Source organism: Petrotoga sp. 9T1HF07.CasAA.8.2, from assembly GCF_002895585.1.
In the GTDB taxonomy this organism is placed as follows: Bacteria; Thermotogota; Thermotogae; order Petrotogales; family Petrotogaceae; genus Petrotoga; species Petrotoga mobilis.
Window position 1 is genome coordinate 1 of record NZ_AZRI01000029.1, and the last position, 13,427, is coordinate 13,427.

The window sequence follows — 13,427 nt, forward strand, 5'->3', positions numbered from 1 at the left end:
ATAAAGGTTTTATAATTAGGATTGTTCTTTTTATATTTTTAGCTTTATTCACAGAATGGCTCATTTTCAACAGAATCTCGTTGAATTTTCAGTTAAGTTTTAACCTAGTATTTCTTGTATTTTGGATATTTATCGGAGAATTTTTGTTACCTAAGAATAAAATGTTTAAACTTCATCCTTTAAATTACTGGGCGGCTTTTCTAACGCCGCTCTTTTTCAATATAATACTAAATCTTTTTGTTTTCAAATATGTGAATATATTTGCAATATCGACCATATTGAGTACTTTGATAATAACCTTACTAATAGATTACTCTACCGGTTTAATTTCAGGTCTCATATTTTCCGCTTACTTTGGTATTTTATTCGGATTTGATTTGAAGTTCATGATTTTTTTATTTTTACCCGCAGCAGTTGTCGCCCTATCATCGAGGAAAACCAAAAGGAGAATAGAGATAATACTACCATTTTTTTGGGCTAGTTTAACGCAAATTATCGTTGCTTATGTAATTAACTTATACTATACTCCGTTGGACTATCTCATAATAATCGAAAGTAATTTTTTGAGCGTATTGGTAACTATGGGTATTTTACCTTTCTTTGAATACTTAACCAGAGTTTATTCCGAGATTGGGTTGTTGGAACTTGGTAATTTAAGTAATCCTTTGCTAAAAAATCTTTCATTGAAAGCACCAGGAACATACTATCACAGCATGATCATATCTAACTTAGCGGAAAGCTCTGCTGAGATTATCAATGGAAATATGGTTTTAGCCAGGGTAGGTTCTTATTTCCATGATATAGGGAAGGTGTGGAGACCTCAGTTCTTTTCCGAGAATCAAAAGAATAAAAACCCTCATTCCGATATAAGTGCTAAATTAAGTTCTTTGATTTTAAACAACCATGTCACTTATGGTATCGAATTGGCAAAAAAACACCGTTTACCTATACTAATAGAGGATATGATAGCACAGCATCATGGCACAAGGGTCAAGCAATTCTTTTACAGCGAATATTATAATCAGACAGGTATAAAAGATACCAACATGTTCAGATATCCCGGACCCATCCCTCAATTTAAGGAAGCTGCCATACTTATGATATGTGATGTAACAGAAGCCATGGTAAGAAGCATGCAAGACTTAAGCGCTGTTGATCTTAATGAAAAACTTGATAATTTGATAAATTCTCTTTTTTTTGAAGGACAGTTGGATGATTGTGGATTAACACTTAGAGAAGTCAAAAAGATAAAAGGCCGAATTATTAGAACCATCATGGAAATGAACCATAAAAGGATATCCTATCCCAAAGTTGAGACAAAAGAACTTAGAGAGTAAAGGAGAACGCCTTTGAAAATAAACGTTATAAACCAACAAGATTTAAGAGAAATAGACACTAAAATAATCAAAGATATCGCCAAAAAACTTCTTCTAAACGAGGTTGGCGAAGGGAATTTCGAATTAAACATATTAATCACCGACGATAAGAATATAAGCGAATACAATAAATATAGAGGCAAAAGTTCACCTACGGATGTTTTATCCTTTTCTTATGGTTTAAACGAACCTGTCATTGGAGATATTGTCATTTCTGTTGAAAGTATAGAAAAACAAGCGCCTGATTTTGGCAATTCATTTGAAGAAGAATTCTATTATATACTTATTCATGGCTTACTACATATCGTTAGTTACGACCATGAAAACTCTGAAGAAGATGCTAAAAAAATGTTTGACGTTCAAGATCAATATTTTCATCAATTAATCAAAGACAGGAGGAGATAGAGTTGGCTACAGTAAAGCCCTTTCAAGCTTTAAGACCATATAAAGGGATAGAACAGTGTTTTTCTTGCCCCCCCTACGACGTACTTGAGGAGGATGAAGTTAGAGAGATAATCTCTAGAAACCCCAATTCTTTTTTGAGAGTAACAAGGTCCGAAGTAGAGGCAGAAGAAAATTCTAAAGATGCTGTTTACAAAAAAGCCAAAGAAAATCTCGAATCCTTTATCAAAAACGGTGTATTAATCAAAGATTCTGAACCATCTTTTTATATTTATCGTGAAACCTGGCAAGGAGTTTCTCAAACAGGATTTTTTGCTGTTGTTAGTGTGGATGAGTACAATAAAGTGATCATAAAAAAGCATGAACTAACAAGAAGAGATAAAGAAGACGATAGAACAAATCACATATTAAATCTAAATGCACAAACTGGCCCTGTTTTCTTAACCTACAAAGCCCAAGAAGATTTAAAAACAATTATTGACAAGCTTATAAAAAACAAGGAAATCCTTTATTCCTTTTGCGATGAAAACAATGTGAAACATGAACTCATCAAAATCCAAGAAGAAAGCGAAAAAGAACAAGTCGAAAAAGCTTTCAAGAGTATCGAATATCTTTACATTGTAGATGGACACCATAGGGCTGCTGCCGCTTCCAGAGTTCAAAAAATACTGAAAGAAAAAGACACAAGTTACTCTTTGAATAAACCCTACAATTATTTTATGGCCGCTATTTTCCCCCACAACGAACTCAGAATACTCCCGTACAATAGAATTGTTAAAGATCTAAATGGTTTAAATGAAGATGAATTTTTGAAAAAGATGGGTTCTTATTTTGAAGTAGAAGAAGCTCCCTTTTCACCTTATTCTCCTGATTCCCTACATTCCTTTGGTATGTATCTTCACAAAAAATGGTACAAACTCACCTTTAAAGGTGAAGAAAGTGAAGATCCTGTAGAAAACCTTGATGTGCAAATATTGCAAAAATACTTATTAGATCCCATACTTTCCATAAAAGATCCCAGGACCGATCCAAGAATATATTTTCTAGGTGGTATTAGAGGTGTAAAAGAAATCGAAAAGTGGGTAGACAAGAAAGATTGGAAAGTTGGATTTTCTATGTATCCCACCCAAATAGACCAACTCTTAAAAGTTGCAGAGATGAACAAGATAATGCCGCCTAAATCAACTTGGTTTGAACCAAAATTGAGGAGTGGCTTATTAATTCATGAATTAAGCTGAGCCTTTCTTCCAGACATTAGAGGTGGTAGTTATAAAATACTATAAATTTGATTTAATTAACAAAATTGAACAAATAAAAACTCACGCCGTTGATGAAAAAATTCAAATAGATGAAATAAAGACTTTTGAAAATAATCTGTACGGAATAAAAAGAAAATGGAAGATTTTATCTTCTCATAACTCGATTGATTTGATAAAACGCATACTCTGCCCCAGTGACAACGTGATGCTAACTTACTATCATGACGAGAAAGGTGAAATGTCTAAATATCTCGTTTACATGGATTTTGGCAAATACAGTGTCGTTAGTCACAATATTGAATTTCAAGATCAAGAATTGGATCTTCTAATTTATAACGACTTAAAATATAAAATACTTGATATGGGCGAATTATTAAAAGCTTTTGAATGCAAAAAGGTCACCTTATCCGATATGCAAAAAAATTTAATAACTCTTGAGCATTTTATTAATAATTTTAATTATTTGGGTGTAATTGACTCTCTTAATTTAAAATTCGGCCCCAATGCTATTAATTGGCTTTTGAAAAACAAAACTTCGGCAAGCAGTGGAGTCTAAGGGACCAGAGGTCCCTTCCTTAAAAAAGGGTGCGGAGCAAAGTGAAGAGTAAAGACCCTTTAATCCTTATGGGTGGGGAGCGGGGCGAAGGGGCGCTAAAAAAGTTTCTAATGACAGTTACCACTTCAAAACTGGAGGAGAAAAAATTGAGAAAACTTTATCGTTCCAGAGAAAATAAGATTTTAGCCGGTGTTTGCGGAGGCTTAGGTGAGTATTTTCAAATAGACCCTGTCATTATACGACTGCTATGGATTGTGTTAAGCCTAGTTTGGGGATTCGGGGTTATTTTGTACATAATCGCAATTTTTATAATCCCTCCTGAACCTCAACAAAATCATTATTCTGATAATTTTGAAGAAACCCCCGAAAACGAGCATCACCATGTTTCACATAATTTAGAAGATGAAGACAGAAAAGTCGTTATAGGGTTGTTTGCTTTACTATTTATCGTAATTGGGTTAATTATTTTGGTAAGTATAATAACTCCTTCGACATTTTTCTTTAGAAATTTTATCAAAATCGTGATAAGTATATTACTGATCGGAATTGGTGCATATTTAATTTCAACCTCAAGGACTAAAAAATAGTTTTGGATCTCGTGCCAAGTTATATAGCTTAATTAATCTTGAAAATCGAAAAGGGCCTTTTGGCCCTTATTTTTCAATAGGCAAAAATAAAGAAAACACAGTTCCTTTTCCAACTTCACTCTTCACTTCTATTCTTCCATTATGAGCATTAACGATCTCTTTGACAATTGCCAACCCTAAGCCCGTACTTTTTTCACTGCTTGTCCTTGCTTTGTCTCCCCTATAGAAACGATCGAATATTCTATGTAAATCTTCTTTAGGAATACCTCTACCAGTGTCTTCTATAGATATTTTAGCAAAATTACCTCTTTTAACAGAAGAAATAGTAACTTTTCCTTCATCCGTATACTTTAAAGAATTATCTAAAATATTTATAATAGCTTCTTTTAATTTTTCTTTATCTGCCCTGATATATAGCTCTTCCAACTTTGCAACTTCTAATGCTAAACCTTTGTTGTGGTACAAAGGACTAACTTTTTTTATTACTTCTTCCAACAAAGATTTCAAATTAGTTTTGGTAAAATTATAAAATTGAGTTTTGTTATCACTTCTGGCTAAAAAAAGCAATTTATCGATAATTTCTGACATATAAGAAGTTTCTTCCAAGATCAACTCTAATGATTTTTTATACTCTTCTATTGACCTGTCTTTTTTCAAAGACAAACTACTTTCCGCTTGAATTATTGAAAGCGGGGTTCTTAAATCATGAGAAACATCTGCGGTGAATTGTTTCTGTTGTTCAAAGGCTTTTTCAAGCCTAGAAATCATTTGATTCAACGTAGAAGCTAACCTTCCCAACTCGTCTTGGGAGTTTACTTTTATCCTTTCATTCAAATTATTTTCCTCGATATTTTTTGCGGTATCTATAATTTTTTCAACAGGTCGAAGAGAACTATCGGCATAAAAAAATCCCCCTATCCCCGCAAGAATCATTACCAAAACACCTGTCGATATCAAAATCATTTTCAAACGAGCCAAAACATTCTCTATCTCATTAGTAAATCTTCCAATGATTATGACAACATTCGAATTTTCTTTTAGCTTTGCAGTTGAAACATAAAATCTAGTGTTCCAATTGAAGTCGGTAGTTAAATTGAAGAAAAATGTTTCGCCTGCATTGGCTTTTTGTACCTTCCCCTGAATGTCTGGTATTTTTATAAGATAGCCATAAAATCTTAACAAACTAGCATCATCACTATAAACGTAAATCATTTCGTTCGGCAACGCTTTTATATTTACGATATTTTCAACATTCTCTGCTTGTTCTAATACTCCTTTAAAATCATCCATCCTTGTCAACAAAAAATTATCAATGTTATCATATAGGCTATACCTTAAAGCATAAAAAGAACTTAGCCCAAATACTAAAAGCAAAATGGCCATTATTAGTAAGTACCAAACGGTCAATTTGAACTTTATGCTCTTAAAAAAACTTAAGATACCGTTAACCTGTAACCAGCTCCTCTAACAGTTTCTAAAATTTTACCTTCTTTATCTCCAATTTTCTTTCTCAATCTTCTTATATATACGTCTATAACGTTCGAATTCCCTTCAAAGTCGATATCCCACATCTTTTCCTCAAGAATAGTTCTGGTAACCACTATTTTTGGGTTTCTCATAAAATACTCCAAAATATTGTATTCCTTTGGGGTTAATTTCAATTTTTTCTCCCCCATCCAAACCTCTCTTGTTAAGGTGTTTAAAGTTAAATCTCCCACTTTAAGAATCGGGTTGCGGGTAAAACTTTCTCTTCTTAGCAGAGATCTAACCCTTGCAAATAATTCATCGAAATCAAAAGGTTTTACCAAATAATCGTCTGCTCCGGAATCTAAACCCTTAACTCTGTCTCCCACACTATCTTTTGCAGTTAGCATCAATATTGGAGTATTGATATTTTCTTTCCTTAAATTTTGACAAACGGTTATCCCATCTTTTTTTGGTAGCATTATATCTAAAATTATCAAATCGTATGAAGAATATTTTGCATAGTTTTCGGCTTCTTCTCCATCGTAAACGACGTCGATACAGTATCCTTCTTCCGTAAGTCCCCTTTTTATTATATTAGCAAGTTTTTCTTCATCTTCAACAACAAGGATCTTCATAATTATTCACCACCATAATTAATATTCTACCACAACCAATTTTCTGACATTCAAATTAAAGTTTTATGAAAAATAACTTTTTTAAATGTTGACAAACCACATGAAAAAAGCTGCTATTGGAGCCATCGTCAAATTATCGTTTAACCAATTACCAAACCCCTCCACAACAGTTGCCGAAAGAGCACCCACAATCAAGCTCATATAACTAATTGGTAAACCAATCAAATTCATGTAAACAGCTCCCGATGCGAAAGAAATGGAAAAGCACGCCAAACTCCCTTCCAAAGACTTCCCTTTCAACCATTGATGTTTACCCCATTTTTTTCCAACCAATACAGCCCAGGAATCTCCCAGTGCTAACATTACAATAGAGATCAAAGAATATGGAACGGGGAACAATCCTGCAATAGCTGAACCCATAAGAAAATAACTTGTTCCTGAAATTTTATGAGCTTCTTCGCTTTTTCCAACAGGTTTAAAAATTTTTTTCAAAAACTCATTAATACTTTTTGAGTATTTTCTTATTAATTCAAGAGAAAGAGCAATTAAACCAGCAATTACAATAATATATCTAAAAACTACAGGACCCCAAAGTGGGTAAGCAAGCGCAGGGAACAAAAGACCCATATAACGCCAGATCTTTCTTCTAACAAAATTATCTTTTAAAGGTTCTTTTACCTCTTGGAAAGCATTTTTCAAATTCTCCCAACCTTTAATAAAAAGCCAAGCCACCAAAATAATAGTCAAGATAGTACCTAATAAATCCATAGTACCTCTCAAATATCCTATCAAAATAACAAAGGGCCACAAAAATGACAAAACGAACATTATCCCTTTGCCAAAAGTAAGCCATAACGTTCCAGCTAATATACCAAAAGCCGCAGACTCTAACGGAAACAAAACAACAAAAGATCCCACAGCAGCTGCTACCCCAACACCACCTTTACCCTTTAACCAAATAGACCAAGAATGACCTATTATTGCTACTAAAGCAAGTAATGGCCACCAACTCTTACCTATACCAAGCAAAAAACCGATTAAAATAGCCAAAACCCCTTTGGTAGAATCTCCTGTAAAAGATAATACACCTGCTACAGGTCCGGCTATTTTCCAAGCGTTAGTTGTACCGACATTTTTAGTTCCTTCTTTTCTAATATCTTTTCCAGAAAAAATTTTTGTAAAAATAAAACTCCATGGTATCGAACCGATAAGATAAGCCGTAACCAACGAGATTAAAAATCTCATATATCGATCACCTCTTATTTTTTATTATACTCTTTTTTTCAAATCCTTAGAAAAAATGAGAAAAACCAACCTAATCAAAAATATTTGGATTTAATTGGGTTACATTGACCATAATCAGGTAAAACCAAGGTTGACTTTTTGTTTATTTTAATTTAAAATGGATACGAATAAATTCGATTTTAGAATGAATTAATTAAAGGAGTCAAAAACATGCCAGTTAAAATTTCTTTTATAGGAGCAGGTAGTGTCAGATACACAGTGAAATTAGTAGGGGATTTAGCAAAAACAAAGGAATTAAATGGAAGTTTAATCTCTTTCATGGACATAGACGAAGAACGATTAAACGCCGTAGATAACCTTGCTAAAAGATACACGCAAGAAATAGGTGGAAATCTTAAATTTGAAAAAACTACCAACCGTGAAGAATCTTTAAAAGATGCAGACTTTGTTATAAACACAGCATTATACAGAGCACCAGGTCATGAAGATGGTTATGTAAGTTATGAAATCATGAGAGATGTTGCAGAAAAATATGGTTACTACAGAGGAATAGATAGCCAAGAGTTCAATATGGTATCGGATTATTATACATTCACAAACTACAATCATCTGAAATTATCGTTAGATATAGCCAAATCGATTGAAAAAATATGTCCGAATGCATGGCTTATACAAACTGCGAACCCCGTTTTTGAAATTTCACAATTGATTAAAAGGCTGACCAACGTAAAAGTAGTAGGCTTTTGTCATGGGGTTGGAGGTGTCCATGAAGTACTAAAAACTTTACGATTAGAAGAAAACGAAACTGATTGGCAGGTAGCTGGAGTGAACCATGGGATATGGTTAAACCGATTTCTATACAAGGGCGAAGATGGTTACCAAACCTTAGACAAATGGATAGAAGAAGAATCACATGATTGGGAACCAAAAGATCCTTGGGATACCCATTTAGCTCCAGCAGTTATTAATATGTACAAATTCTATGGATTATTGCCTATAGGAGACACAACTAGAAACAGTACATGGAAACATCATCATAGTTTACAAGCAAAAAAGAAATGGTATGGAAAGTTCGGGGCTATAGACAATGAAGTTGAAAGGCCGAAGTTCTATGAAGAATTACGTCAAACAAAAAGAATGATAATTCAAGTTTCGAAAGATCCGAATATCAAAATAACAGAAAACTGGCCTGAAGAATTCCCAAAAGAAAAAATGAGTGGTGAACAACAGATACCTTTTATAAACGCTTTAACTAACAATGTTGAAGCAAGGTTATTCCTGAATGTTTTGAACAACGGAACGATAAAAAATATTCCTGACGATGTAGTGGTAGAAGTTCCTGTAAAGGTTAACAAAAATGGAATATTCCCTGAAAATATACAACCAGATTTACCAGAAAAGATTAAAAATTACTATATAATCCCCAGAATTACAAGAATGGAAATGGCATTAGAAGCCTTTATAACAGGAGATAGAACTATCTTAGAAGAAGTTTTAGTAAGAGACCCAAGAACCAAAAATTATGATGATATTCCTAAGTTATGGGATGAGATATTCGATCTTCCATTTAACAAGGAAATGAAGGAACATTATGGAAGGTAATAACGTGCTTAAAAGAAAGGGTCCTAAAGTTGTTTCAGTATTTCTAAAATTTGCATAAAATTTAAGCAAGGGAGAAATCAAAAATGAAAAGTTTTTTTGTGATTTTATTATGATTTACGCTTTATCTTCATCTAAAGAAGTAGTGAGTGCCGTAGATACACAGGATGATTGGAATATAGCTTCAAAAATTATTCAATCAGTACAAAGACCACAAATCCCAGAAAGAGATTTTGTTATAACAGATTTTGGCGCAGTAAATGATGGTGTTAGTGATGCTCGCCCTGCTATTATAAAAGCTATTGATGCAGCAAGTGACAATGGAGGTGGACGCGTAGTTATACCAGCGGGGGAGTGGTATTGTAAAGGTCCAATTCATTTAAAAAGTAATATTGAGTTGCATGTAGCTGAGGGTGCATACCTTTTATTTAGTCCGTATGCAAAGGATTATTTACCTGTTGTACTTACTAAATATGAAGGAACTAGATTATATAACTATTCTCCATTAATTTATGCAAGAAATGTTCATGATGTAGCGATTACAGGTAAAGGTGTAATAGACGGAAATAAGGATAGTGAATTTTTATGTTTTTTAGATAAACATGATTCAGACGTTGCTCTTTTGCGTCAAATGGGAGCTGAAGGCGTACCTGTAGAAGAACGTATTTTCGGTGAAGGTCATTTTCTTAGACCATGTATGATTCAATTTTATGATGCAGAACGTGTTTTACTAAAAGATTATACAGTAGTGAATTCTCCCTTTTGGGTTAATCACTTAAATTACACTAATCATGCATTTGTCAGGGGGATTAATGTAGATACCCATAACGCAAATAACGATGGAATTAATATTGAATCAAGCTCATATGTTGTTGTGGAAAAATCAAAGTTCCAAACAGGAGATGATTCAGTTGTTGTTAAGTCAGGGCGTGATTATGATGGCCGACAGGTTGGAATACCTAGTGAAAATATTGTAGTTTATCAAAATGATATGGGCGGCGAAGATGGAGTTGCACTTGGTAGTGAAATGTCTGGTGGTATTCGCAATGTGTTTTTTACCGATAATATTTTAAGAAATGGAGCTTCAGCATTCAGGTTCAAGTCTAATCTTGATCGTGGAGGTGTGGTTGAAAACATTCGAGTCCGCAATATGGAAATTGACACATTTGAACGTCTTTTCTGGTTTCAAATGAACTATCCAGGTGAATTAGGTGGATACTATCCAAGTATTTATAAGAATATTGTATTTGAGAATATTACTGTAAAAAACGTAGATACGGTATTTGAGGCACATGCACCAAAGGGGTTCCCTCTCCAAGATGTTGTACTGAAAAATATCATAATAGAGAATGTAGAAAGTGATAATCCAATTATTTTAGAGAATGTTAAGAATATTCGTTTTGAAAATGTAAAACTCAATGACCAATATATAAACGCTACTATTGATTGGTATTAATGGAGTATTTCTACATTTAAAATTTAAAAATCTTTCTAGCTCTTTTAAATAAGAATAAAGCAGTGAAAAACAAATTTGAGATATGAAACAGAAAGTACTTTCTTTTTAGAATTAGAATAAATAATAATAGTTAGGGTTTAATAACCAGCGAAAAGAACTAATCTCATTATAAACAGCAAAGTTGTTGATTTTCTTAAATACTAGAAAGTATTAAAAAATAGTTAAAATCAGGGTTTTTGGATTCCTATAGCCAGAAAAAAGTTACTAGAGGAGGTTAGAAAAATGTCTTTTTTAGACGAGAATTATTTACTACAAAACAACATTTCTAAGATGTTGTATAATTCAATCAAAGATCTTCCAATCTTAGATGCTCACAATCACGGGGATGTGAAAGAGATCGTTGAGGACAAAGGTTGGGATGACATCTGGCAAGTTGAAGGAGAGACCGATCATTATGTTTGGGAATTAATGAGAAAGAGAGGAGTACCAGAAGAAAAAATAACTGGAAATGCTTCAAATAAGGAAAAGTGGACGGCATTGGCTGAAGTTTTCCCTGGCTTCGCTGGTAATCCTACATACGAATGGATACACCTTGATCTAAAAAGAAGGTTTAAAATAGAGGATAACATTTCAAAGTATACGGCTGAAAAGATATGGCAAGATACTTCTTTATTACTAAAAAGTGAAAGTATGAAACCTCAACGATTACTAAAAGAAATGAACGTAGAAATAATGTGTACAACAAATGATCCAACAGAGGACCTCTCTTATCATGAAAAAGCTAAAGATATTGAAGGAATAAAGATTCTCCCCACTTGGAGACCAGACAAAGCTATGAACATTGAAAAAGAAAATTGGAAAGATTTTGTAGAAAAGTTAGGAGAAATAACAAAAGAAAATGTTGAACGTTTTGAGGGGTTTTTAAATGCTCTTTACAAGACACACACAAAATTTGATGAACTCGGTGGTGTTTCGAGTGACCATGGGATATTTGAACCGATTTCATACCCAGTTGAAAAACAAAGAGTAAAAGAAATATATGAAAAAGCACTTTCAAAAAAAGAGTTAACGAAACAAGAAATTTCAGACTTCAAATCCTTTATGTTTTATGAATTTGGGTCAATGAACGCTGAAAGCAATTGGGTTATGCAATTACATATTGGCGCTATGCGAGATTACAGAGACAAGTTATATAATACTTTGGGGCCAGATACAGGAGGGGATATTTCAACCAGCAACGTTGACTTGGCAAATGGGTTAAAATACTTTTTAAACCAATTTGATGAAAAATTGAAAGTTGTTTTGTACTGTTTGGACCCGTCACTATTTCCAACCGTTGCCACAATAGCAAGGACCTTCCCAAACGTTAGTCTTGGAGCACCTTGGTGGTTCAACGACAGTCCTTTTGGAATGGAGATGTATTTAAAATATATAGCCACCGTAGACCTTTTAAGCGATTTAGCGGGTTGGGTAACAGATTCAAGAAAGCTAATCTCCTACGGTTCAAGGACAGAGATGTTCAGAAGAGAGTTATCTAACGTCGTTGGTGAAATGGTAGAAAAAGGTCAAATACCTATCGGGGAAGCATTTGATTTGGTAAGAGATATTAGTTATTTCAGACCAAAAAGGTTGTTTTTTGAAAAAATTTAGATAAAAATTATTGAACTCGGAGGTACAATTTTGATGAAAAAAGCATCCTTGTCATCTTTAAAAGAAAACAATGCGGCACTTATTTTTCAATCATTAAGGGTCAAAGGCCCTATGACAAGGGCTGAAATTGCAAGAGAAACACGTCTCATGCCTTCAACTGTGAGTTATATAACGAACCTTTTAATTCATAAAAAGGTATTGAAAGAAGTTGGAAATGAAGATGTTTCTCGTGTAGGGAAAAAGGGTATTTTGCTTGATATAAACTACGATGACTTCTTGTTTATTGGATATGACGTGGGCTCTGCATATTCAAGGATTATTGTCTCAAACGGGAAGGGAGACATCTTATATTCCAAAAGATTCGCCTCAGAAAAGAACGACAAATTGTTGAAGCAGATTTATGAAAATATAAAAATAGTTAAAAACAAATTCAACATAATCGGTATAGGGATGGCTTTTCCTGGTTATGTAGATCCAGAAAATGGCGTGGTCATAAGATCTCACAATATTGATATATCAAACTTTGACGTTAAAAAGGTGATGAAAAAAGAGTTCAACCTACCAGCCTACGTGGATCATAACACAATAATGATGGCACGGAACTTAATTTCTAACAATTCCCACAAAGAGAAAGATTTTTGTGTGATCAACATTGGCCCAGGTATAGGAGTGGGGATAGTAAGCAACGGAAAGATATTGAGAGGATATAAGAACGCTGCTGGGGAGTTAGGTCATGTGACGGTTAACCCCGAAGGAAGAAAGTGTAACTGCGGTAAAAATGGTTGTTTGGAAACAGAAAGCTCAAGTAAGGCGATTGTTAGAAATTACGAAGAAATATCCGGGAAAAATTTAGAGTGTGAAGGAAGTTGTGAATCGAAATTGGTATATGAATTAGCCAAAAAAGGTGATGAAAATGCGATAAAAGCGTTTGAAAGAGCTGGAAAATATTTAGGAATTGGCATTGCTACTTTAGTCAATATCTTAAATCCAGAAAAGGTCTATATAGCAGGTGGGGTGTCAAACGGGTGGGAATTTCTAAAAGACTCTACAGAACAAAGTTACAACCAGCATATATTTTACGCAAACAAAGATGTAACTATTGAAGTTTCTTCGATAGGAGAATACATAACAGCTTGTGGAGCTGCGACTTATGCCTTTGAAAAATATGTAAGAGAAGAATTAATACCATGAGGAG

12 protein-coding genes are annotated in these 13,427 nt (G+C 33.8%); 9 read left to right on the forward strand and 3 right to left on the reverse strand.

Annotated elements, in window-relative coordinates:
- From X925_RS05880 to X925_RS05900, 5 genes are all read left to right on the forward strand, one after another.
- On the forward strand, positions 1-1,337 hold a 1,337-nt coding region (locus X925_RS05880), incomplete at its 5' end, for an HDIG domain-containing metalloprotein (RefSeq protein ID WP_121959401.1).
- Positions 1,338-1,349: 12 nt separating this feature from the next.
- Positions 1,350-1,781, forward strand: a complete 432-nt coding sequence (gene ybeY / locus X925_RS05885; RefSeq protein ID WP_121959402.1) for an rRNA maturation RNase YbeY — start codon at positions 1,350-1,352, stop codon at positions 1,779-1,781.
- 2 nt (positions 1,782-1,783) lie between these two features.
- Complete coding sequence (locus X925_RS05890) at positions 1,784-3,016, forward strand: DUF1015 domain-containing protein (RefSeq protein ID WP_121959403.1); 1,233 nt, start codon at positions 1,784-1,786, stop codon at positions 3,014-3,016.
- A gap of 22 nt (positions 3,017-3,038) precedes the next feature.
- Positions 3,039-3,593 (forward strand): hypothetical protein, encoded by a 555-nt coding sequence (locus tag X925_RS05895; RefSeq protein ID WP_121959404.1) that lies wholly within the window; start codon positions 3,039-3,041, stop codon positions 3,591-3,593.
- Between the two features lie 41 nt (positions 3,594-3,634).
- Positions 3,635-4,180: a PspC domain-containing protein gene (locus X925_RS05900; protein ID WP_233186650.1), complete on the forward strand. Its 546-nt coding sequence runs from the start codon at positions 3,635-3,637 to the stop codon at positions 4,178-4,180.
- Between the two features lie 66 nt (positions 4,181-4,246).
- Here the strand turns inward: X925_RS05900 and X925_RS05905 are convergent, their stop codons facing one another.
- From X925_RS05905 to X925_RS05915, 3 genes are all read right to left on the reverse strand, one after another.
- The gene (locus tag X925_RS05905; RefSeq protein WP_121959405.1) at positions 4,247-5,587 is read right to left on the reverse strand and encodes a cell wall metabolism sensor histidine kinase WalK; all 1,341 of its coding nucleotides are present in this window, start codon (positions 5,585-5,587) and stop codon (positions 4,247-4,249) included.
- Positions 5,588-5,613: 26 nt separating this feature from the next.
- Positions 5,614-6,282 carry a response regulator transcription factor gene (locus tag X925_RS05910; RefSeq protein ID WP_103079440.1) on the reverse strand — a complete coding sequence of 223 codons (669 nt, stop codon included), beginning with the start codon at positions 6,280-6,282 and terminating at the stop codon, positions 5,614-5,616.
- A gap of 81 nt (positions 6,283-6,363) precedes the next feature.
- Positions 6,364-7,527: a glycerol-3-phosphate acyltransferase gene (locus X925_RS05915; protein ID WP_121959406.1), complete on the reverse strand. Its 1,164-nt coding sequence runs from the start codon at positions 7,525-7,527 to the stop codon at positions 6,364-6,366.
- 210 nt (positions 7,528-7,737) lie between these two features.
- Between X925_RS05915 and aglA the strand changes: the two genes are divergently transcribed.
- The 4 genes from aglA to X925_RS05935 all read left to right on the forward strand — a co-directional run bounded on the left by aglA (position 7,738) and on the right by X925_RS05935 (position 13,423).
- Positions 7,738-9,129 (forward strand): alpha-glucosidase AglA, encoded by a 1,392-nt coding sequence (gene aglA, locus X925_RS05920; RefSeq protein WP_121959407.1) that lies wholly within the window; start codon positions 7,738-7,740, stop codon positions 9,127-9,129.
- A 109-nt stretch (positions 9,130-9,238) separates the two neighbouring features.
- Positions 9,239-10,582, forward strand: coding sequence for a glycoside hydrolase family 28 protein (locus tag X925_RS05925; RefSeq protein WP_121959408.1), 1,344 nt, complete (start codon positions 9,239-9,241; stop codon positions 10,580-10,582).
- Between the two features lie 282 nt (positions 10,583-10,864).
- Positions 10,865-12,232: a glucuronate isomerase gene (gene uxaC, locus X925_RS05930; RefSeq protein WP_121959409.1), complete on the forward strand. Its 1,368-nt coding sequence runs from the start codon at positions 10,865-10,867 to the stop codon at positions 12,230-12,232.
- Between the two features lie 33 nt (positions 12,233-12,265).
- Complete coding sequence (locus X925_RS05935; RefSeq protein ID WP_121959410.1) at positions 12,266-13,423, forward strand: ROK family transcriptional regulator; 1,158 nt, start codon at positions 12,266-12,268, stop codon at positions 13,421-13,423.
- Positions 13,424-13,427: the final 4 nt, after the last annotated feature.

What these genes read in the sequence shown, in the direction of transcription:
- X925_RS05910 (WP_103079440.1), bottom strand. Translation starts at nt 6,282, where the DNA reads ATGAAGATCCTTGTTGTTGAAGATGAAGAAAAACTTGCTAATATAATA.
- X925_RS05915 (WP_121959406.1), bottom strand. Translation starts at nt 7,527, where the DNA reads ATGAGATTTTTAATCTCGTTGGTTACGGCTTATCTTATCGGTTCGATA.
- aglA (WP_121959407.1), top strand. Translation starts at nt 7,738, where the DNA reads ATGCCAGTTAAAATTTCTTTTATAGGAGCAGGTAGTGTCAGATACACA.
- X925_RS05925 (WP_121959408.1), top strand. Translation starts at nt 9,239, where the DNA reads ATGATTTACGCTTTATCTTCATCTAAAGAAGTAGTGAGTGCCGTAGAT.
- uxaC (WP_121959409.1), top strand. Translation starts at nt 10,865, where the DNA reads ATGTCTTTTTTAGACGAGAATTATTTACTACAAAACAACATTTCTAAG.
- X925_RS05935 (WP_121959410.1), top strand. Translation starts at nt 12,266, where the DNA reads ATGAAAAAAGCATCCTTGTCATCTTTAAAAGAAAACAATGCGGCACTT.